Below are 21,437 nucleotides of genomic sequence, written 5' to 3' on the forward strand. Positions count from 1 at the left end.
CGGAATATGGGTGGTATCGCGGTGAAGTCCGTCCCTGTCAAAGGGGGCGGACTTTTTTGTATTCTCTTAGTTATCGACAAAGGAGCGAACAAGAGATGACGTCACAAAACCAAGCAGAAACCGTACAACAACGCGAAGCGCGTGTTCGAAACAGATGGAAACAAGATCAGGTCTTCGCACGATCGATCGAGCAACGCACGGAAGCGGAATTCGTATTCTACGAAGGACCGCCGACTGCGAACGGCTTACCCCACGTCGGTCATGCACTCGGACGAACCGTCAAGGATACCGTCGCCTGCTATAAGACGATGCAAGGATTCCGGGTCGAACGAAAAGCCGGCTGGGATACACATGGACTACCGGTCGAACTCGGGGTCGAGAAACAACTCGGCATCTCCGGCAAACAAGCGATCGAAGACTATGGCGTCGAAGCATCCATCGCACGCTGTAAGGAAAGTGTCTTCTCTTATGAAACACAGTGGCGTTCCTTCACGGAAAAACTCGGATACTGGGTCGACATGGATGACCCTTACGTGACGATGGAGGACGAGTATATCGAAAGCGTCTGGCATATCCTTGGGACGATCCATGACAAAGGCTGGTTGACGAAGGGACATCGTGTATCACCTTATTGTCCGAGCTGTCAGACGTCACTCAGTTCCCATGAAGTCGCGCAAGCCTATCAGGACGTAACGGACTTATCGGCGACGGTCAAACTTCCGATCGTCGGTATGGAGCAGACGTTTCTACTTGCATGGACGACGACACCGTGGACGTTACCCGCAAACGTCGCGGTGGCGGTTCATCCGGAATTGACGTACGTCACAGTAGCGTTTGAAGGAGAGCGATTCATTGTCGCAAAAGCGTTAGTCGCTGAACTGTTCTCAGAATCCGTCGAGGTCGTATCCGAACAGCTCGGTGCGGAACTCGTCGGCTTGCGTTATGAACCACCGTTTGATTTCGTGACGCCAGAGAACGGTCACACGGTCGTCGAGGCGTCCTTCGTCCAAGCGACGAGCGGAACCGGACTTGTCCATCTTGCTCCAGCGTACGGGGAAGAAGATTACCGGGTCGTCCGGGAAAACGGTCTGTCATTCGTTAATGTCGTCGATGCTGCTGGATGTTACACGGACGCCGTTCCACCACTCGTTGGTCGATTCGTCAAGGAGTCAGACGTCGCGATCATCCAGCTGCTCGCGGAACGGGGACGCTTGTTTGCGAAAAAACGCTATACGCACAGTTATCCGCATTGTTGGCGATGTGACTCGCCACTGCTCTATTACGCACAAGACAACTGGTTCATCGAGACGACGGCCGTCAAGGAACAACTCCTTGCGAACAATGCGTCTGTGACGTGGTACCCTGATCACGTAAAGGAAGGGCGGTTCGGGAAGTTCCTTGAGCAACTCGTCGACTGGAACATCAGTCGCAATCGCTACTGGGGCACCCCACTGAACGTCTGGGAGTGTGAAGCGTGTGATACGACGTTCGTTCCGAAAAACAAGGCGGACTTGTTGCACCGGACGACATCGACGGAATCTGTCGAGTTGCATAAACCATACGTTGATGCGTTATCGGTCTCGTGTCCGACGTGTCAGGGTGTGATGCACCGGACACCAGAAGTCATCGATGTCTGGTTTGATAGCGGAGCGATGCCGTTCGCGCAACAGCATTATCCGTCACGGACGCAGACGCTTAATCGCTATCCAGCCGATGTCGTCATCGAAGGCGTCGATCAGACGCGGGGCTGGTTCTACAGTTTGCAAGCGATCTCGACACTCTTCACGGGACAGCCTGCCTATAAGCGCGTCCTCGCACTCGGGCACGTCCTCGATGAGAACGGACAGAAGATGTCGAAGAGTCGCGGGAATGCCCTCGATCCGGTGGCGTTAATCGAAGCATATGGTGCTGATAGCCTGCGCTGGGCGCTACTCGTCGACAGCAGTCCGTGGAGTGCGAAACGGTTTGCCGAGCGGATCGTTCAAGAAGCAAAATCAAAGCTAGTCGATACGCTGGATCATGCTGTCCAGTTCTATCTGACGTATACCGAACTGGACGGATTTGAAAGTTCACGTCCGCAAAACCGAACGCGTCTCGACGAATGGTTGCTCTCGCGTGTCCATCAGACGACGCAAGACGTGACGGATGCAATGGACGATTATCAATTGACTCAAGCAGCACGGAGTCTTGCGCAACTCGTCGATGAGATCAGTAACTGGTACATCCGCCGTTCGCGGGAACGTTTCTGGCAAGCTGACTGGTCGGAAGAGAAACAAGCCGCGTACACGACGCTTCACTTCGCACTTTCGACGACGGCACGACTACTCGCTCCGTTCACGCCGTACCTTGCTGATGATGTTTATCAGCGATTAACAGGAATGAGCGTACATGTAGCGGATTATCCGGTTGCCGATCCAAAGATGCTCCGACCTGATCTGGAATATGAGATGACACAAATCGTGTCTGTCGTCGAGTTAGGACGACAAGTACGTAATACGCACGCTTTAAAAGTAAAACAACCGCTTGCTAGCTTAGGCGTCCAATCGAGTGAAACCTTTTCGTGGTCGGACTATACGGCAATCATTCAAGAGGAACTGAATGTAAAAGACGTCCAAATCGTCCTGACGACGCAAGCGACGACACGGTTCCGTCTTAAACTGAACTTCCGCGCAGCCGGAGCGAAATTCGCACAGCAAGCGAACGCGATCCATCAATGGCTACAACAATTGTCTGCACAGAAGACTTCAGACTTGCTCGAGACCGGAAGATTGATCTATCAGACCGCATCAGGCGATGAAGTCGAGGTGCGTCAAGCGGACGTCATCGTCGAACCAATCGTCCAGACGGGCTTTGCTGCTGCGACGAGTGGTGGACTCACCGTGACGCTCGATACGCGGATCACGGAAGCACTGGAGCAGGAACGCTGGATGCGAGAGCTCGTTCGCTATATCCAGTCGGAACGAAAGGCACAAGCATTATCGCGGGACGCACGAATCGATCTCGTCTTGTCTGTCGATGCGACGTTCCAACCGATTGTCGAGACGTTTGAGCCTTTGTTATTTAAACACCTTGCCTTATCCTCCGTTCGAACTGAACCGCTACAAGGAGCAGGGGATGTCCAGCTAGGCGGACACGATGTCGGTGTCTCGTTCGCACCAACGAAAGAATATTGTTAAGGAGAAGATCATGATTGCATTAGAAGCATTAAAAGGTCGACTCGTCGACGGTTTGTTAGAGGTCCAAAAAGAAGAAGGATATGTTGCCCGAGAACGTTTCATCTTTAACCGAGGGGCGACGGACGAACAGCTCGCGCTGTTACCTGCGTGGACGGCAGACGACTATCAGGCGTTCTTGCGTCAACATAACGGGGCGAAGCTGTTTCAGCACGAAACGTTATCCTACAACGATGGATTCGAACTCTTTTCGATCGAGGATTGCCTGACGTATAGCGAGATTTGGGAATGTCCCGAAAACTTCTTAGCGATCGGCGCAGGACCAGACGGGGAGTGGATCGTCTACGAGATGAATCGCCCGGCAGGAAATCGGATCTGGAGTGGGGAATTTCTTAATTTCGAGGAATGGGAAGAAGACGCAATGCCGTTTGGCTTCGAGCGATGGCTCGACTACTTGATCGTCGCGCAAGGCACGCCATTTTGGGAATGATTCCGGTAAGAGAGGAAGAGGTTCAGTGGATATTCAATTAAAGATAGCGTCTCTTACAGACGCTCCGAAGCTTCACTCGCTTCAACTCGAGGCGTTTTCAGAGACGCTCGAGCGGTATCAGGATTTTGCAACGAATCCGGCGAACGAATCGATCGATCGTGTCATTCACCGGATCACGCATCCAAGTAGTACGTTTCATCAAATCATCGTCGACGATGTCGTCGTCGGCGGGATTTGTGTCGTTGCGAAAGCACCGAGTCGCTACGCGATCAGTCCGATGTTCTTAGATCCAGCCCGTCAAGGTGAAGGGATCGCCCAACGCGCATTACAGCTCGTTGAAGCAGCTTATCCGACTGCAACGATATGGGAACTGCGGACGATTCGCGAAGAGACACGTAACTGTTATTTCTATGATAAGATGGGCTATCGATTGACCGGTGTCAGTCAACCGCTCAATGAACGGGCGACACTCGTTTCTTATCAAAAATTGGTTTCGGAATGAGCAGGTTTTGTCGGAAGGAAGAACCACCACAGATTCGTCAAAAAAGCGGCAAGAACGGCAAAATTAAACAGATAAAGGCAAAAGAAGAAGACGAACTCGCCGATGTCCTCAAGGTTAGCTAACGGATTATCGACCAGGTATGATTCGTGACTAACGCCGAAGATGAACAAAGGAAAGAAGACATAGAAGTATCGTTTCCAAAAGAATGACGCACGACCTGTTTGAGACATAAGAGCACCTCCTGAAGGAATGGCACGCTTCTTCCAGTCAGAAGAAGCGTGTGTTCGTTTACGATAAAGAGGGTGTACCGACGACTTCGACGTGACGCGTGACCGTATCAAACAGACGTGTCCGCGTATCGTTATGAGACAACAGCAACGGTTCACCGGTCTCGTCATAGATGAAGGCAATCGGAATCGAAAAACCACAGTTGCGGTACGAACCATCGGCATGACTCGTTCCGATCATGAGTGCTCGTTGCGCCTGACTGATGATACGCGCTTCACCGGACCACTCAACGTACTGTTCCTCGCTGAACATGCCGACGCCAATCGGGTTAAAGATGAGATCAAGTCCGGATTCCTCGCGTAGTCCGTCTTTTCCTAAGAAGATTTCACGGCAGAGGACGTATCCATAGCGGAACGACCCGTCGTTTGCTGTTGATGGTGTATAAAGCGGTCCAGCTTCTGGTGTTTTTGCGCGATCAAGAAGAATTGTACCAGTCGCATCAATAATGACGGCGCGATCGAGATTCGTCGTATCTTTGTAACCTAGGACAACGGCTGTCCTGAATTGTTTGGCAAGATGTTGTACGCGATCGAGTTCTGCGATCGTGCAGTATCCTTCCGGATAGACGATCAGATCGACTTCAGGATAAGCGGCAATCTCGCGTTCGAATTGTGCGAGCCCGGTCTCGCGTTTCGGTTGAGCGATTAGTAATTTCATCTAAACATCCTCTCATGCATAAAAATATCTGAAAAATCAGACTTTTATATCGTCATGATTTTACTATTAGTGGTAAAATAAAGCACATCACTTTTTGATAAATTTTACTGCAAATGAAGGAAGGTCATCAGCTTGAACATTTCAAAAACCATTCTTGTGACACGCCATCTACCGGCGATGAAGGCTTTTTACATAAACCAGATCGGATTTCCGCTCGTCTCGGAAACGAATGAGTCGTTTACGATGCAAATCGGTACCGATCAGCTGACATATCAACAGACGGACGATGTTGATACGCAGTACCATATGGCGTTCAACATTCCGGAAAACGTCTTCCAACAAGGTAAAGCGTGGCTCGTAGAGCGGACACCACTCTTGATCGAAGACGGACAGGATGAGATTTATTTTGACTTCACGGATTCGCATTCCTGCTATTTTTATGATCCAGATGAAAATGTCTTGGAACTGATCGCGCGGCATCAAATCAATCCATCTAAAGCGAAACTGACGTTTGATGTATCCGACATCCTCGGAATCGGTGAGATGAGTCTGACGGTGAAAGATGTGCTTGAAGTGGGTGAGCAGCTAGCGGAGATCGGCGTTGTCGAGCGATGGGAACGTCCGCTCAATGGCGCGTCACTCAACTTCCTCGGACCGGTCGTGGATGGAACGCATATCTTGCTCGTCCCAGAAGGACGGACATGGTTGTTCTCACCGAAGACGGCGAAGATCAGTCCGATCGAGATGGAACTCGACGGCAGACATCGGGTCCGGCTTGATGCAGCGGGTATATGGCATCAAAGTACCGTTTCTTCATAATTCATTATTCTAAAAAGTGAGGGAAGTAAGATGAACAAAGCGGTGAATGCGAGTATCGCGTTCGGATTATTGTTGTTCGTATGTGGTTTCTTTTTTCTGTTTGGCTATTTGACCCGGTCGATGCCGATTCAGCAAGGCGGTGACCCGGTCATCTTACCGGTCGCAGCACTCCTCGTTCTCCTACCATTCGTGATCCGTGAAGGCATGCGCGTTTTGACGTATGTCTCACTGACACGTCGACAGGTCGGAGTACTCATCTTACTTGCAATCAGTGGAATCATACTAAGTAGTTGGATTGAGATGCAGCAGAATGTGGCACTGATCGATTTCCGTTCCCTCTTTACGATTCATACGTACGTACTTTTTGTTTCGGGCATCATCTTGTTGTGTCTCCTATTGACAGGACTCAAACGGATGCGCGTCCGAACGAAAGTAATTTAAATGGAAAAGGACTGAATGACATGGGATACATCACAGAATTACGCAAACTCGTCGGCACACGACCACTCGTCATGGCAGGGGCGTGTGTCATCGTCGTCAACGATAAACAAGAAGTTTTGTTACAACTTCGGCAAGATAATCGTTGCTGGGGACTCGCTGGTGGAGCGCTTGAGATCGGGGAGACGCTCGTAGAAACAGCAAAACGAGAATTAAGGGAAGAGACCGGTCTTGAAGCGGAGCATCTCGAATTATTGAACGTCTATTCGGGTGATGCGTTTTACTATAAGTATCCGCATGGGGATGAAGTCTATAATGTGATTTCGGCATTTCTGTGTACAGCTTATACGGGTGAAGTGGTTCGGGATCCGTCAGAAGTCGCAGAATTACGCTTTTTCGCTATGGATCAGCTACCAGAAAACCTCAATCCACCGGAACGACCGATCTTGATGAGTATGTTCAAAAACAACGGACAGCACATCACCTCTCCATTGGAAGCAAAGGATAAAAAACAAAAAATCTTGAATGAACTGTTCATTCAAGATTTTTTGTTGCACTGGGACGCGTTTCAGCCTGTAGCATCAAGAGGACACGAAAAGGGGGAAACGCGATGCGATGCGATGCTTTGCGATTGATTTAGATGGAACGTTATTAAATAAGGAACACGGAATTTCGGCGGAAAATCAGGCAGCCATCAAGAAACGGCAAGCCCAAGGAGATATCGTCATCATCGTCACCGGGCGAGCTGCTTTTGATGCACGACGGATTCTAGCGCAACACGGACTGGATTGTCCGGTCATTGGTGCGAACGGGGCAGAGGTCGAGGTGGGACAAGGTAGACGGTATTTTTTGAGCCGTTCTAGCAGTCGAACGATTTGGGAGATCGTACGATCTACAAACATATTCATACATATTTATCTACAAGATAACATCCTGTTACCGCAGTTTTCGCTTGCGCTGCTCTTCAAGGCGGAGATCGTGCGTTTCAAGAAGCGATTCAGGCTCAATTAACGCAACACAGTGTTGAGGAAGTTGACGAAATCGCAATCGATCAGTTGGACGTCATCAAATTCATGTTCGTCTCACCTGACAGATGGCGACTCGAACACCTCGAGCAACAACTCCTTCAGCTGAAGATCTGTTCCGTGACACGTTCAGGTGCCTATAACTTAGAAGTCATGGCAAACGGCGTGACAAAAGGGACTGCCCTTCAAGATATCGCAAGAGCGTACAGGATGACACTCGAGGACATCATTGCGATCGGTGATAATCAAAACGATCTACCGATGTTCGAAGTGGCGGGAACATCGATTGCCATGGGAAACGCTGAAGCGTCTGTCAAAAGCAGAGCGACATACCTTACCAGTGATCATGACGAGGACGGTGTAGCGGAGGCATTAAACGGCTTAGAACGATGGGAACAAACGAAGGAGGAACAGCATGGCGAACATCTCGGATATCGCTAAACAAGCGGGTGTCTCGAAGTCGACGGTATCCCGTGTCTTAAACGGTCATAAGCATGTATCAAAAGAAAAGCGACGGATCATCTTAGACGTGATGGAGCGACTGGAATATAGTCCGAACGGAAATGCGATCAACCTCTCACGCGGTGAGACGAATACGATTGGTGTCCTCGTGCCGCGTGTCGGTCATCCGTTTTTTCATCAATTAATCGAGGGAATCGGTCAAGTGTGCATGGAACGAAACCACACACTCCTTGTCATCCAGACGGAACACGATTCATCAAAAGAAGAAGCGAGTATGCAATACCTTCGCGATAAGCGGATTGACGGATTGATCATTGGCGCCATCAGTCAGCCGCAGTTACTTAAGACGATGCGGACGCTTGGACCAGTCGTTGCCTGCGAAGATCATCAGGGTATCGTGCCGTCGCTCTCTTTTAATCATGAAAAAGCGATCACGATGTTGCTGCAACATGTAGAAGAACGAGGAGCAAAAACAGTCGGTCTCTGTCTTGGAAATCCAGATAGCGGAGTCGGAAGAGTCAGACGGGAGGCGTTCGACCAATATCTCAAGACGTCTACGCTCCGTCATGGAATTCAATGGTACGCGGATCGGTGCTATTCTTTCGAAGACGGACAAGCACTAGCAAGTCAACTTCTAACGATAGACTTACCAGACGCCATCATCGTCGGCAATGACGAAGTCGCAGCAGGTCTCATCCATCAATTTCGCAAGGATGGCATTCGGGTGCCAAAGGATATCGCGATTACAGGATTCGACGATCGACCGATCGCACGAGCGCTTGGATTGACGACGATCCGGCAACCAGTCGTGGGGCTTGGAAGACTGGCAGCAAAGCAGTTACTGGATCAAAAAGAATTAGATAATCAAAAGAAAATAATATTGGAAATGGAACTAATGATTCGAAGATCAACATAAAATAAATATGGATAGTTATTTTTATATATGGAATAATGATACATGTAATGCCATTATATTGGGGGTGGAGATGTTGATTACAGCGCTTAAAATCAGAAGTAGATTTGTTTTCATCACAATTATTTCTTTATTCATGGCTTTAACCGTTTCATGGGCTTTCGCTAGTAATTTTGTTGACATCATGACGATGGATTACAATGCAAAAGATTTGGTTGGAACAAAAAGTGAAATTCGATCAAACTTTTTGATGTCCATTGCGACATGGGAACGGTTTGTCGACTCATCGATGTTCTATCTAATTAATTTCCTACCAGCATTTTTTGTTTTAGTCACATTAGGATTATATGCTGAAAAAAGAAGTACATATGCAATGGGACGCCATCGCTATTCATCATTTAAGAAGACGATCTATCGAGATGTCATTCAATATGTTCTTCTCTCTACTGCGACGGTAACAGGAGTATTCATTATTTATTATTCGATTGGTGCTGTCTTTGTTTATCGGGGACTAAACGATATTGGAGGCTTTGCATCTGCATTACCAGTAAATTTTTATGCTAATCATCCCTACCTATTTTTCCTCTTCATGGCCTCAACCATTTATCTCTCACTTGCTTTTGTTTTTAGTTTATTGTCTGCAGCGCTCGTCTTAATTTTCGATCGGGAATACAAGGTGATTCTAGCGGTATTAGCCATTTATTTTGTTTACGGAAAAATTGGCTTTTTGACAGGGAGCTCATGGCTGACTATATTTTCTAGTTTTGTTGCTTATAATACGACTCGTTCAACAGTTGAGACGTTTTATCCTCTTCTTGGACTATTGATTATTGCAATTGGTTTATTGGTTTATGGTGTAAATAAGACAGTTCGACAATATGAAGAATAGGAAAATAATGATATGACTAACAGATATGCTTTTAAACAAATGACGATTATCAGTATGTTGGCAATCATCATCAGTTATTTAAATTACAAACAAGGATTCAAAGCGATACAAGTTTATTCGTCTGATCGTCAAATCGATTTAGGCTATCTTGAGATATTTGATCGCATTTTCATTAATCTTAATTTTAGCCAATTAGAGTATATGGAAGGAAATTCTCCTTTCCATTACATAGGTCCATTCTTATTTTTTTTATGCGTCATTTTTGTAGGGAGCTATCCTTTTTTAGCTTTAAAAAAAACATATTTTCAATTTATTTATGTACGCTCTAATCATAAGTTAAAAGCCCTCCTCTATATGCTACAGGGCTTTTTATCTCGAATCACAGTTTTTGTAATCGTTTACGCGATTAGTATGTTGGGTTGGCTATTTCAAAATAATCTCTCAGCGATCACAAGTAATACAGAAATTTTAATGAAGATTACTTTTTTTTCGATAGCAGCTTTTTTTATATCTAGCGCGTTAACCATCCTCCTTTTATTTCTCTATATAAAGTGGGATGAAATTATTGCGATAGTAGGCGTATTATTAGCGCTTTTTACTGTGTTCGTCATAAATGTATCTTTTCCAAATTCAAGTATCGTCTTTATTGGTCAGGATCACTATTTCAGTACAGGAATAGTTACTGGATTAACATTAGTTGTTTTATCATTTACAGCTGTTTATAAAACCAAATACAAAATAGAGTAGGTGCCTCGGATGATTCAAATTCAAAACGTAAATAAGTCGATTAAAAATACTCAGATTTTAAAGGATATCAGCATATCGATCGAAGAACAATCGTGCGTTGGTTTTGTTGGACATAACGGGTCTGGTAAAACGATGTTGTTGAAAGCAATTTGTGGATTTACGAATATCAACAGTGGAAAAATCATAGTTAAGGATTCACCTATTGAATTTGGGAATAAGTACATCAAAGACGCTGGAATCATCATTGAACACCCACCATTCATCCACTACATTTCTGCTTGGGATAACTTAAAGGTCTTAGCAAACATCAACAATAAGATTGATGATGAAACGATTCTACAAACGCTTGAAAAGGTTGGATTATTGCAGGATAAAGATAAAAAAGTGAAAAGCTTCTCGTTAGGCATGAAACAAAAATTACGAATCGCTCAAGCAATCATGGAAAAGCCGGAAATTTTAGTCCTAGATGAACCATTTAATGGATTGGACCGTGCTTCTGTTCAAAACGTTCAAGAGATTCTTCTTGAATTCAAAAAATCAGGTACGACAATTTTGTTAACGAGTCATGATGAACGTCACATCGAGGCGTTATGCGATATCGTTTACCAAATGGAAGGGGGCGAATTAATTGCGTAACGTTAAACTTATGTTTTTATGTAGCTTTCTTCTAATCGGAGGATGTACTCCTTATGGTATTACAGGTTCTCCTGAAGAAGATGCACCAAAATCGCAAGAAACAGCTGCAGAGAAAAAGGCAATGGAAACACCTGATCATTTTTCGGTCACTCTTCAAGCATTCGAGAACCAGATAGCGCAATATGCGTTTTTCAAAGAGTTCGAACCGATACAAAATGGTTTGAAACAAAATGATGGTCCAGTTCAGTTTGAATACAAATCAAAGGACATAAAAAACGAGGACTCTCTTCAAAATATTTATTTGACGATCGATGTAGACGGTGAAGAGTTTAGCACAGCTTCAGAACAAACCGTTAAATCATTAGAGATGATCTGTGATGGTTTGAACCAAGAAGTTGACCTTGTTACGGTCATTAAACGAATTAAGGCGAATGAAACCAGTTTATATGAAAATGAACAATTATCGATAGAATTAATGAATTTCAAAAATGATGTTCAAATTATCATCAGTCCAAAAGTATGACAGTTGGAAGTCTTTACAATGCCTGTTCCTTATCGGAGTAGGTATTTTTGAAATGAATAATAACTCTATGATGATTTGAAAGGTGCCCAATTGATGACGAGAAATCAACAATGTGGATCTACTGCTATCGTAATGACGATGTCTGACGAGCGAGTACGCAAATACTTCCATGAATCGATTGAAAAACAACGAATCATACAGGAATTTCGTATGCTTGAAGAACTTGAACGGACGACCATCCCGACGCCAAACGTATATGCCGTTGAATTAGAAGATTCGCCGTTCATTGAGATGCAACGGATCGACGGCAACGAATTGTTAGAGTTGTTTGAACCCTCCCAAATAACGGACTTTCTTAACGCCTTCGCGACATTACATCAACGGATTCATCAGCAACAATCGCGCCAAGCGCCTAAATGGCACGATGTCACCCATCACAAAATGCGTCATCTATCACCAGAGTTACGCTTGAAGGCGGAACGATTGTTAGAGTCACTTCACATTCCCCAACAGCAGGCGTTGCTCCACGGGGACTTCCATTTTCAGAATATCCTCGTGACAGTAGATGAAACGTTCGTCGTCATTGATTGGCATGATGCGACGACAGGTCCACCGATCGCGGATGTCGCGCGGACGTTGCTCTTGCTACGGACAGCAGGTGGAACAGTAGTGCCGGACGAGATGCGACGATACGTCTGTCTAGAATACCTCGACCGCTATCAAGCTGTTTCGTCAATCCAGCTATCGAACCTTGCAGACTGGTTACGACTCATGGCGATTCTTAGGACGCTTGAGCAAGTACCGGATGCTGAACAAAGTCGTTTAGAGGAATTGATCAGTCATCCAGACCTCAGCGCATATTTTTTTATTACTTAAAGTATATACAAGTAGGAGGAACGCCATTCATGAGAACCATCATCTCGATTCAAGGCGCAATGGCTTCCGGGAAGACGACGCTTGCGCATGTGCTTGAAGACGCTTACCCGGAGTTGCATGAAAACTGGTTTGAACGGTTTCCGGTACATCCGATTGATACGACAGCGAAAACGCCGGAGCAAGTCCGACAAGCAGCGGTTCATCGGTTGGCAATCACCGGAATCTTAGGAAGGGAGAATGAGATATGAATGTAAAAGGGATGACCTATCCCCTCATCGAGGAACGAGACAAAAAACAGGTCTACTGGATAGAGCAAGGAGAATCGGTTCAGATCGGACAGACCTACGAAACGATTCGGTTTGAAAAAACAGCACATCAGTCCATTTTGGTACGGGAGCAAGAATTAGTGTCAGAAAAAATTGGCAATCGAACGATTCGTCTGATGATTGACGCTGAAGACTACGCACCACTCGAATTCTTCGAGTACCAAGATGGTGTCCAAACCGTGTATGCATCGTATGGGGGAGATGAAGTCGTGATCACGCGAGGAAATGAGCAATCTGTCTTGCCCATCCGTACGAAAAGTGTTGATCTGTTTTCAATCGAATTGTTGTTGCGAGTATTACCACTGGCTGTTGATTCGACGCTCTCGTTCAACGGCTTTAGTGCCGTTTCCGGACGTGAGGTGCCGATTCAGGTGAACCTTCTGCGGAACGAACTATTGACGACTGAATCAGGCGAACACGTAGAGACGCTTTGCGTTCACGTTACGTTTGGTGAGCGGATTCAGTATTACTGGATTGATCCAGTCAAGCGGGAGCTGTTAAAACAGTCCTCCCAGATTGCCGACGGGGTCTCGTTGGAATTTCGTCGATGAAAAAAGAGCTGACTCAAAAGTTGGTCTCTACAAAGAAAAGGGTGGCAGAATGATGATCTGCCACCCTTTTCTCGTAAAAATGACGCGTCACACGCCACTCCTACAGGAAAAAGCGCATTATGCGCTGTCAGAGACAAACAAGACCCGCTTTCCTGCTTAAATGAAGCAGGAAAACTGGCTTGTGTCTCGCCTGAGGAAAGGGCGTGAAAAGACGCGTCATTCTTTTTTGAGTCAGCTCCATTTGTTATAGCTGAAAATGGTGTTGCATCGCTTCGAAAATCCGTTTACTTGCTTTTGTATCGTCAAACGCATAGATGTGACTAAGATGACGTTTGAACTTTTTAGGCATCTTCGATTCGTGTAGTGACTCCATCAAGGCGTCTCTTGTTTCGATGACGTCTCCTGGTAACAAATCCGTCGATTCGCCGGCGTTATCTTCGCCAACTAAGACAGGTGGGCGGTAGTAGATGACCTTTTTGTGCATCAAGGAAAAATCGAGACCGACACTCGAATAATCGGTAATCAACACATGATGATTTTCAAGTAGCTCCTTGACTGTGAACGCATCCTGACTGATGACATCAACGAAGTCCGAGTGGAACAAGTGGCTGAATTTTTGGAAGTTGCGATGAAGATAGAACGAGACTTCAGCCTTGTTGTCCATCACTAAGCTTTTTAACCGTTCGTCCGTGATCAACGCTTGAAACTCCTGATAGTAGTCACTCTCCATAAATTGTTCATCTGAATACGTATCGAGTTTCGGTCGCCACGTCGGCATGATCAATAGCTTTTTCCGGTTTTTATATCGCTTGAGCCAACGTGATCGTTCCGTGATCAGGTGATCGAATCGGGCGAGACCCGTCACGATGATTTCGTCAGGATGAAAACCGTAATCGCGGGCGATGAGTTGTTTTTCCCGCTCCGAGGAGACGACGAATAAGTCGGTAAAAGGATGCGGCATTTTTTTACCATAAATGTGACTGACATCTTTTGATCCGATGACACCGTGTTGCAAGAACAGCTTTTGTTTCGTTTGCATCAGTGCCTCCGTGTGATAGGTAGCGAACGGTAAGGCATAACTTGAAGAATGCGTATGGCAGAGAATGTCTGCTGCTTGGACGACCTCGATGTTCTCTGGTGATTTGTAGAACACGATATGGTTCTCATATCCGACAAGATTTTTGAGGTCCGGACTCGACCGACTGATGATATAGAAGATATTGAAGCGCTTCTGATGCTGGTCGACGAGATACTTGAAGAAAATCATCCCGTTATCTTGTGCTTTATCCGGATATTCAAAACAGATAATCGTCTTCTTATTTGGATCCAGTCCAAGTAACGGTTGAGGGTCCGCGTAATACTCGACGGTCTCGACCGGCACTGGGATTAAACGCATCGCAAGGCGTTCCGACACGGTTGAATAGGGGCGGACCAGCACATCGTATTGCTCATTTAACGATAACCAGTGCTCATCGTTCAAGAGTTCCGGGTGATTTTTGAAGTGACGAATCCGCGGTGTAAAACCAGAGATCGGCATCTCACGAATCGTAAATCCGAACATGAGGTCATAGATGTTCGCATTGAACGCGTCGTAGTTATACCGGTCACCGAGTAACTGCTCGACGAGTTTTGGTTCGATCACGGCTTCGACCTCTGTCTTGAAGCGACGAGCATCAACCGGTGTGACGCTGAAGCGATTAATCGGCAGGGCGATTTTTTGCTCCTGATGTCTGATTTTAATGAAGCAATGTGGCTGTTTCACTTCGAAATACTTTGAGTGAAACGAAAACTTCAATAGAAGGACATCGTCTTGACGAGTGATGCCCTCAAATAGGATGTCTTGATCATAAAAATTCATGATGGACGGTTTTTTGTTATAGATCAGACTGAGCTCGTTGTCTTGGTCGATAAAAATGAAATAGGAATGTTTCCCTTGTTTGATGTAACTATTCGGTGCGATGATTAGTGGTTCCGAAAGATGTTTGAACGAGATTGGTGTTCCGGATTCATCGACGAATTTAACAGGATGATTCTTTTTTTTGAAGATATCGAGCAATGTATCAATCGATAGCACAAAGGCTGTCTCTATTTTTTGGAGTGGTATCAGTTGCTCATGGATCGCTAACTGTAGACTTTGGTGCGGAAGATTCTCGATCAAAAACGTATGATCACGACAGGTGATTTTCATTGGTGCATGGCTTCCTTTCATACTCTGATTCAGTCGTTCTTAAACTACATCACTTACCATACAATATCTTCCGATTTCTGCAAAGATGTAGATTGATTGGAAACCACTGCAGTATAGTCTACTGGCTGAAGGATATTGGGAAAAGACAGACGTTACCGTATCTTCGACAGACCATTGGTTGCAGAACCATGACAATGATTGGATATTATGCAAAACCGATTGACTTTGTTCGTAAAAAAGGAGATAAATAGAAACTGTATTGGTAAATGCGACTAGTATCGCAAGAGGTTTATGAAAAAGAAAAGTCGGCTATATATAGAGGTTGAACTCACAGAAAAAAACAGGGATCAATCTTGAAGGGTGAAGGGGAGTATTGACAGATGCTGTATACGGTAACATCGACATTACCACCAAAACACGGTGGTAGAACGAAGTCGTTATTGAGTCGAATCGCGCTCATGGAACAAGAACTTGGCGCCGGTTCAACAATCGTTACGACGAACTACAATGCCAACTACATGGAAGTCTACGAATTGTTCCGAACAGAAGAGAAGGTCGGTCCGAAAGTACAATTTGAAAATATCTACGATTGGCTATCAGATTACAAATTGTTAAGTATTCCAACGACTCGTTTTCGTAACAAACCGATCATCAAAGAAACAGAGCGCGAAATCGAAGGAATGAAAAGCGTCGAGAAAAAAAACAGTGACGCCGTTCGTTATTATGATGAGGAAGATGAGTATGTCCTCTACCGTAAATTTTACCCTGAAACGCAAGTCGTCGAATTCGAGGATTTCATGACGAACGCTTCCCGTAAAAAAGTCGAGCGCTGGGAATATAACGTCTACGGTCAATTACACCGGAAGACGATTTATTCGCCGGTCCATCATGGAAAGATGATGGAAGAGCTATATGATTCGGAAGGCAATGTCTATTGTAAGAAGTTCTACAATGAAATGGCGCGCCCGAAGCTCATCTTGATTCAGTTATACCGGAACGGCAGAATGTACAAAGCATTCAAAAAAGAGAAGGACTTATTTGAGTATTACTTCAACCGATTGTTTAAAGACGGTGATGTCTTGTTCGTCGATGCGCGTTTACTGGACCGCTCGATTCTCAACATCAAAGCAGATGTTAAACGGGTCATGGTCATCCATAACTCACACTTGGATGGTTCGACCGTCAAAGGATCATATACGACGATGTTCTCGGAATCCGATAAAGTGACACGTTTCATCAGTCTGACGAATCACCAAAAAGAAGACATTTTGGAGAGGTATAACATCCCGGAAGAGAAGATTTCCATCATTCCGCACTTCATCGTCCCAGAACAAACGCAACGACGCGAACAGGTCAAGGATCAATTCTGTTTCATCGGTCGATTCGGTCTGCAAAAGCAGATGGATCATTTGATCAAGAGTTATGCGATCTTCAAACAATCCGGTCATACGACGAAGCTTGTGCTCTATGGCATGGACGAACAAGGGCAACTGGCGATGATGGAGAGTTTGATCGAGGAACTCGGCTTACAGGATGATATCGAAATCCACGGCTTCACGTCGAATCCGGCAGAAGTGTTCCGGGAATCGAAAGCCTCCCTGTTGACGAGCGAATTTGAAGGATTTGGACTGACGGTCATGGAAAGTATTAATGTCGGCTGTCCGGTCATCTCTTATGACGTCAAATACGGACCACGCGAAATCATCGCCCACGGCGAGAACGGCTACCTCGTTCCAGCGAACGACATGGAAGCTTTTGCTGCCGCGATGGTGCAACTCGTCGAACGACCACTCGAGCGCGTCGAGACGAAGCCATCGCTGTACCTCGAGACGGCTGTAAAGAACTACGGACGATTACTAGAAGAATTAAGCAACTAAACCTACTATTTGAACGATGAAGAGGATGAACGTTATGAAGAAAATCACGAAAGCCATTATTCCAGCAGCAGGACTCGGGACACGTTTCTTGCCTGCGACAAAAGCCATGCCAAAAGAGATGTTACCGATTCTCGATAAACCGACGATCCAGTATATCGTCGAAGAAGCGGCAAAAGCCGGCATCGAAGATATCATCATCGTCACGGGGAAACACAAACGGGCCATCGAAGATCATTTCGATAACCAAAAAGAACTCGAGATCACGCTTGAGAACTCCGGAAAGACGGAATTACTCGAGAAGGTTCAATTCTCGACGAACCTCGCGAACATCTTCTATGTCCGCCAAAAAGAACAAAAAGGTCTCGGTCATGCCATTTTGACAGCAAAACAATTCATCGGGAACGAACCGTTCGCAGTCTTACTCGGGGACGATATCGTCGAGTCGGATGATCCGGCAATCAAACAATTGATGGACGTCTACGAGCAGACGGAAAAATCAGTCATCGGTGTACAAGAAGTCCGTCCGGAAGATACGCATCGTTACGGCATCATCGATCCTGTTTCACAAAACGGACGACTGTATGACGTGAAGAAATTCGTCGAAAAACCGGCTCCGGGTACAGCACCATCGAACCTCGCGATCATGGGACGTTACGTGCTGACACCGGATATCTTTGATTATCTAGCGAATCAAGGAGAAGGGGCAGGCGGTGAGATTCAATTAACGGATGCGATTGAACGATTGAATGCGGATAGCCAAGTCTATGCGTATGATTTCGAGGGTAACCGTTATGACGTCGGAGAGAAACTCGGTTTCGTCAAGACAACGATTGAATATGCGTTGAAAGATGCAGAGATGCGTGACGAGCTGAAAGCTTTCATCAAGACACTAGACATTTAACATGATGGGCCACTCTGACATGATTCAGAGTGGTTTTTTTGTAATTCATGAAACCAATCCGTCTAGTCGAAACGTAGAAAAAGGAGAAGAGAGGTGCTACATATGTTAACGTGGCTCGGTGTGAAGGCTGATAAAAAAGCAGAGCGACAATTTTTCGCAGGTGTCGAAAAGAAAACAATCTTCCTGATCTTATTCCTAGCGCTTGCGATCTTGAAGGGTGTGAAGTGGGGAATGACAGTACTTATCCCAACGGCATTTTTCAGTGATTCGATCATTTCCGTGTTACCAGGCGTGCTTGGCGTCCTAACAGCAGTCGTTTTCGTGCTTTTGGTAGAGCGCTCCCTGCAGGATAAGTCGAGTGAAAAGTAAGAGATACACGAAAGACCACCTGAAGTTAGTCGATTCAGACTGAAGACAAAGTGCAATTTTTCTTTAATTGAGAAGGATTGCGCTTTTTCGTTCGTCTCGAATCATTTATCAGGGTCAAGCTTCGCACCGTTGCTCCTGCTTATTTTTCTAATGTTTTTTGAAGGAATGCCGAAGTCGACTGATACATGGGTCGAATATGGAATAAAGTCTGTGGCAATTGCTGTTATTTTCCTAATAACGGAAGGTATTTTTTCTAAAAAATCTCTCAAAAAAAACACATCAAATCAATAAAGTATTCAATTGTTTTAATGCTGAGTACACGATAGAAACAAAGCCCACATGTGCGTTATAATGTGGGCTTTTTTCAATGCAAAGTGATCGAGTGAAATATATTACGATACGACGAATCCATTATTTTCACGATGTTTATCTATGCTCTGATCATGATTATTTTTCTTTTAATTCTAACGATCTCCCTAAAATCAATAAATGTCATGAGTGACGAACTGAACTTGGTACAAAAGACATCAGATGTTCAAAGGCGTTTTTGCGCATGACAACTGATTGTTGTTGTAAAATGAGGACAACGACGGAACAGGTGAGGGGCGAACGGACATGACGAAACGATCCATCCAAGATGCTGCTTTTTTGGGCAAACGAAAACAAGTAATGCGCTGCATCGAACGTGGTGACGATCTGAACGAACTGGATGAAGAAGGATTTGCGGCGCTTCATTGGGCGATTCAGGAAGGGTACCTACGGATCGTCGAATTGTTGCTCGATCACGGGGCGGATGTCAACCTTCCGAATCAGGACGGGATGTCACCGTTGCATATTGCGCTTTATGATCAAAAGACCGACATTGCGTTACTTTTGATCAAGCGAGGCGCTCATCTTGATTTAGATGAACACGGATTCTCAGCGCTTCATTTAGTAGCGGGCCGGGGCGGAAATAAAAAAGTCTTACGGAAACTAGCGCAGAACGTCGAGTTGTTACATCAACGGACCGATGACGGGGAAGGTGTGACACCGCTACATTATGCGGCGCAGGAAGGTAAGTCGAAAAAAGTCCAGCTATTACTGGAGGCAGGAGCAGAAGTCGATGCTGTCGGACTAGACGGATTCACACCGCTGTATCTCGCAGTCGGAAATAATCATCCGAAAGCGGTGAAAGTGCTTCTAAAGGCAGGAGCTGACATCGAAGCGGAAAACGTCGCGGATGGCGATACGGCAGTCCTTGCATTAGCGAGTGCTTACGGCTATGAACGGGTCGTCCGGTTATTGCTCTCTTATGGAGCCGATCCACTGCATCGAAACGAAGACGGGCGGACAGCGCGTGATGCGGCATTGGATAACGAACACCATCAGATTGCGGAGATCTTGCGCCAAAAAGAGATTGATGCGTTATCTGAGGAAGAGAATAACTGAACGGTGGACGACAAGACAAGAAACATCTGCGGATGCTTCCTGTTTTTAATTTTTAAAGGATTTTCAAATTGCTTTGTCAAAATAGAGATAAGAGAACACTTATTCGTCATTGAAAGGAAGGTCGCATCATGAACGCAATCGATTGGACGGTATGGAATTTAAACGAAGTGAGAAGAAGAAGCATCAAAGTCTGGCAGTCGATTCCTGAAGATAAATTGAACTGGAAACCGGATGAGAACGCCATGACGTGTTTTGAGATGATCCGTCATGTGTTAGACAGTGAGTATTATTATTTCTTAGCGTTACAGAATCGAGGCAGTCTACCGTCGTATGAGTCCCCGTTTGAAGGGCGCGGCTTCGTATCCGTGCAAGAGGAATTAGACTTTGCGGAAGCCTATCGTGAGGAATTCATGGCATATGTCGAGCAACTAACGGAATCAGATTTAGCGATCGTTCAGATTGATCGTTCGGAATCCGGATATGTGCGTTCGCTCGGTGATATGTTGTTACGAATTGCTTATCACGAAGCAGTGCATACAGGACAGTTACTCGATTACTTAAGAACAGCAGATGTTGAGCGGGTACGGGTCTGGGATTAATGTTGAGAGATGAGCAAATAATATCTTTTTAATGAAGATAAAAAGAAAAGAGAAAGATGGAATGATCGGAATCAGCATCGCCACCACATGGGAGTTCGACGCAACACTTGCGTATTTTCATGTCTCGCCTGAAGATAGAATCACTTATCCATATGGTGAATACTTCACGAGTGAGATAAACGGGAAGACACTTCTGTTTTATAGCACGGGCGTTCGAAAAGTAAACGGTATCGGTGCCAATCAATACATGATTCTCCGTTTCTCATTGACGAAGGTCATCGTTGCCGGAACGTGTGCCAGGATTGATCCGAGGTACGACGTACTCGATATCATCGTGGCAGATCGTGCCGTTCAATATGATTGCACGGTCAAAGAGATTGAACCACTGATTAAACCCTCGTTCGTCGTCAATCTCGATGTATCGAAGTATGGCAACGGTTTTCATCTCGGAACGATCGGAACGGCAGACCGTGCTGTCGTCATGTGGCGAGACTATATCGAACTGCGGGATAACGGATTGACGATTGCCGATACGGAAGCGGGGGCTATCGCGTACATCTGTCAGAAAAACGCCGTCGAATGTATCATCATCAAAGGTATCTCCGATTTTCCGACCGAAGAGAAGGAGGAAAATGCTGTCGAAGCAAACGTCGAACAGATGCGGATCTATATCGAGAACACACCAAAAGTCATGCAACGGATTTTTGCCGACTACTTATACCGGTTTCTAACGTAATCTTTCATCAGTGCACTTCTTTTA

General features: G+C 45.6%; 24 protein-coding genes, 1 pseudogene and 1 other annotated feature (1 of these 26 running past the window's edge). Of the genes and pseudogenes, 22 read left to right on the forward strand and 3 right to left on the reverse strand.

Annotated elements, in window-relative coordinates; genetic code table 11:
- Positions 1–39: a binding site (T-box leader), on the forward strand; it begins 207 nt to the left of the window's first position.
- Positions 40–95: 56 nt separating this feature from the next.
- Genes ileS through ESP131_RS09190 form a run of 3 tightly spaced genes read left to right on the forward strand, consistent with a single transcriptional unit; the run spans position 96 to position 4,165 of the window.
- The gene (gene ileS / locus ESP131_RS09180; protein ID WP_069940474.1) at positions 96–3,176 is read left to right on the forward strand and encodes an isoleucine--tRNA ligase; all 3,081 of its coding nucleotides are present in this window, start codon (positions 96–98) and stop codon (positions 3,174–3,176) included.
- A 10-nt stretch (positions 3,177–3,186) separates the two neighbouring features.
- Positions 3,187–3,663 carry an SMI1/KNR4 family protein gene (locus ESP131_RS09185; RefSeq protein WP_069940475.1) on the forward strand — a complete coding sequence of 159 codons (477 nt, stop codon included), beginning with the start codon at positions 3,187–3,189 and terminating at the stop codon, positions 3,661–3,663.
- A gap of 25 nt (positions 3,664–3,688) precedes the next feature.
- On the forward strand, positions 3,689–4,165 hold the full coding sequence (locus ESP131_RS09190; RefSeq protein ID WP_069940476.1) for a GNAT family N-acetyltransferase: 477 nt from the start codon (positions 3,689–3,691) through the stop codon (positions 4,163–4,165).
- Here the strand turns inward: ESP131_RS09190 and ESP131_RS09195 are convergent.
- Together ESP131_RS09195 and ESP131_RS09200 are read right to left on the reverse strand one after the other, a co-directional pair.
- Positions 4,144–4,395 (reverse strand): hypothetical protein, encoded by a 252-nt coding sequence (locus ESP131_RS09195; protein ID WP_069940477.1) that lies wholly within the window; start codon positions 4,393–4,395, stop codon positions 4,144–4,146. The two genes, ESP131_RS09190 and ESP131_RS09195, sit on opposite strands and share 22 nt — an antisense overlap.
- A 58-nt stretch (positions 4,396–4,453) precedes the next feature.
- Positions 4,454–5,110, reverse strand: coding sequence for a carbon-nitrogen hydrolase family protein (locus tag ESP131_RS09200; protein WP_069940478.1), 657 nt, complete (start codon positions 5,108–5,110; stop codon positions 4,454–4,456).
- Between the two features lie 132 nt (positions 5,111–5,242).
- Between ESP131_RS09200 and ESP131_RS09205 the strand changes: the two genes are divergently transcribed.
- The 13 genes and pseudogenes from ESP131_RS09205 (at position 5,243) to ESP131_RS09265 (ending at position 13,315) form a co-directional block, all read left to right on the forward strand.
- On the forward strand, positions 5,243–5,929 hold the full coding sequence (locus tag ESP131_RS09205; protein ID WP_069940479.1) for a glyoxalase: 687 nt from the start codon (positions 5,243–5,245) through the stop codon (positions 5,927–5,929).
- 30 nt (positions 5,930–5,959) lie between these two features.
- Positions 5,960–6,370 carry a hypothetical protein gene (locus ESP131_RS09210; protein WP_069940480.1) on the forward strand — a complete coding sequence of 137 codons (411 nt, stop codon included), beginning with the start codon at positions 5,960–5,962 and terminating at the stop codon, positions 6,368–6,370.
- A 20-nt stretch (positions 6,371–6,390) separates the two neighbouring features.
- Positions 6,391–6,816, forward strand: a pseudogene (locus ESP131_RS09215) (NUDIX hydrolase); the annotation flags it as partial.
- 166 nt (positions 6,817–6,982) lie between these two features.
- Complete coding sequence (locus ESP131_RS16985; RefSeq protein WP_069940482.1) at positions 6,983–7,378, forward strand: HAD family hydrolase; 396 nt, start codon at positions 6,983–6,985, stop codon at positions 7,376–7,378.
- Positions 7,379–7,422: 44 nt separating this feature from the next.
- Complete coding sequence (locus tag ESP131_RS16990; protein ID WP_069940483.1) at positions 7,423–7,833, forward strand: HAD-IIB family hydrolase; 411 nt, start codon at positions 7,423–7,425, stop codon at positions 7,831–7,833.
- Positions 7,808–8,770 carry a LacI family DNA-binding transcriptional regulator gene (locus tag ESP131_RS09230; protein ID WP_069940484.1) on the forward strand — a complete coding sequence of 321 codons (963 nt, stop codon included), beginning with the start codon at positions 7,808–7,810 and terminating at the stop codon, positions 8,768–8,770. Before ESP131_RS16990 ends, ESP131_RS09230 begins: the two co-directional genes overlap by 26 nt.
- Positions 8,771–8,840: 70 nt before the next feature.
- Entirely contained in the window at positions 8,841–9,656 is an 816-nt protein-coding gene (locus ESP131_RS09235) for a hypothetical protein (protein ID WP_069940485.1), read from the forward strand.
- A 12-nt stretch (positions 9,657–9,668) separates the two neighbouring features.
- The gene (locus tag ESP131_RS09240) at positions 9,669–10,403 is read left to right on the forward strand and encodes a hypothetical protein (RefSeq protein WP_069940486.1); all 735 of its coding nucleotides are present in this window, start codon (positions 9,669–9,671) and stop codon (positions 10,401–10,403) included.
- A gap of 9 nt (positions 10,404–10,412) precedes the next feature.
- A complete protein-coding gene (locus tag ESP131_RS09245) occupies positions 10,413–11,039 on the forward strand; it encodes an ABC transporter ATP-binding protein (RefSeq protein ID WP_069940487.1) in 627 nt (208 codons plus the stop codon).
- Entirely contained in the window at positions 11,032–11,562 is a 531-nt protein-coding gene (locus ESP131_RS09250) for a hypothetical protein (protein ID WP_069940488.1), read from the forward strand. Before ESP131_RS09245 ends, ESP131_RS09250 begins: the two co-directional genes overlap by 8 nt.
- Positions 11,563–11,655: 93 nt before the next feature.
- Positions 11,656–12,438 carry a phosphotransferase family protein gene (locus tag ESP131_RS09255; protein WP_069940489.1) on the forward strand — a complete coding sequence of 261 codons (783 nt, stop codon included), beginning with the start codon at positions 11,656–11,658 and terminating at the stop codon, positions 12,436–12,438.
- Positions 12,439–12,467: 29 nt separating this feature from the next.
- Positions 12,468–12,686, forward strand: coding sequence for a hypothetical protein (locus ESP131_RS09260; RefSeq protein ID WP_069940490.1), 219 nt, complete (start codon positions 12,468–12,470; stop codon positions 12,684–12,686).
- Positions 12,683–13,315, forward strand: a complete 633-nt coding sequence (locus ESP131_RS09265) for a DUF3108 domain-containing protein (protein ID WP_069940491.1) — start codon at positions 12,683–12,685, stop codon at positions 13,313–13,315. The genes ESP131_RS09260 and ESP131_RS09265 overlap by 4 nt, the downstream gene beginning before the upstream one ends.
- Before the next feature lie 244 nt (positions 13,316–13,559).
- Here ESP131_RS09265 and ESP131_RS09270 read toward each other — a convergent pair whose 3' ends face one another.
- Entirely contained in the window at positions 13,560–15,503 is a 1,944-nt protein-coding gene (locus ESP131_RS09270) for a CDP-glycerol glycerophosphotransferase family protein (RefSeq protein ID WP_069940492.1), read from the reverse strand.
- A 380-nt stretch (positions 15,504–15,883) separates the two neighbouring features.
- Between ESP131_RS09270 and ESP131_RS09275 the strand changes: the two genes are divergently transcribed.
- The 6 genes from ESP131_RS09275 (at position 15,884) to ESP131_RS09300 (ending at position 21,413) form a co-directional block, all read left to right on the forward strand.
- Positions 15,884–17,380: a glycosyltransferase gene (locus ESP131_RS09275; RefSeq protein ID WP_069940493.1), complete on the forward strand. Its 1,497-nt coding sequence runs from the start codon at positions 15,884–15,886 to the stop codon at positions 17,378–17,380.
- 34 nt (positions 17,381–17,414) lie between these two features.
- A complete protein-coding gene (gene galU / locus ESP131_RS09280) occupies positions 17,415–18,281 on the forward strand; it encodes a UTP--glucose-1-phosphate uridylyltransferase GalU (protein WP_064300048.1) in 867 nt (288 codons plus the stop codon).
- A gap of 93 nt (positions 18,282–18,374) precedes the next feature.
- Positions 18,375–18,650: a hypothetical protein gene (locus ESP131_RS09285; protein WP_156772498.1), complete on the forward strand. Its 276-nt coding sequence runs from the start codon at positions 18,375–18,377 to the stop codon at positions 18,648–18,650.
- 615 nt (positions 18,651–19,265) lie between these two features.
- On the forward strand, positions 19,266–20,078 hold the full coding sequence (locus ESP131_RS09290) for an ankyrin repeat domain-containing protein (protein ID WP_064300045.1): 813 nt from the start codon (positions 19,266–19,268) through the stop codon (positions 20,076–20,078).
- A gap of 128 nt (positions 20,079–20,206) precedes the next feature.
- Entirely contained in the window at positions 20,207–20,677 is a 471-nt protein-coding gene (locus ESP131_RS09295; RefSeq protein ID WP_069940495.1) for a DinB family protein, read from the forward strand.
- 61 nt (positions 20,678–20,738) lie between these two features.
- Entirely contained in the window at positions 20,739–21,413 is a 675-nt protein-coding gene (locus ESP131_RS09300) for a 5'-methylthioadenosine/S-adenosylhomocysteine nucleosidase family protein (RefSeq protein ID WP_069940496.1), read from the forward strand.
- The last annotated feature ends 24 nt before the right edge of the window (positions 21,414–21,437 follow it).

Source organism: Exiguobacterium sp. U13-1 (assembly GCF_001750115.1).
In the GTDB taxonomy this organism is placed as follows: domain Bacteria; phylum Bacillota; class Bacilli; order Exiguobacteriales; family Exiguobacteriaceae; genus Exiguobacterium_A; species Exiguobacterium_A acetylicum.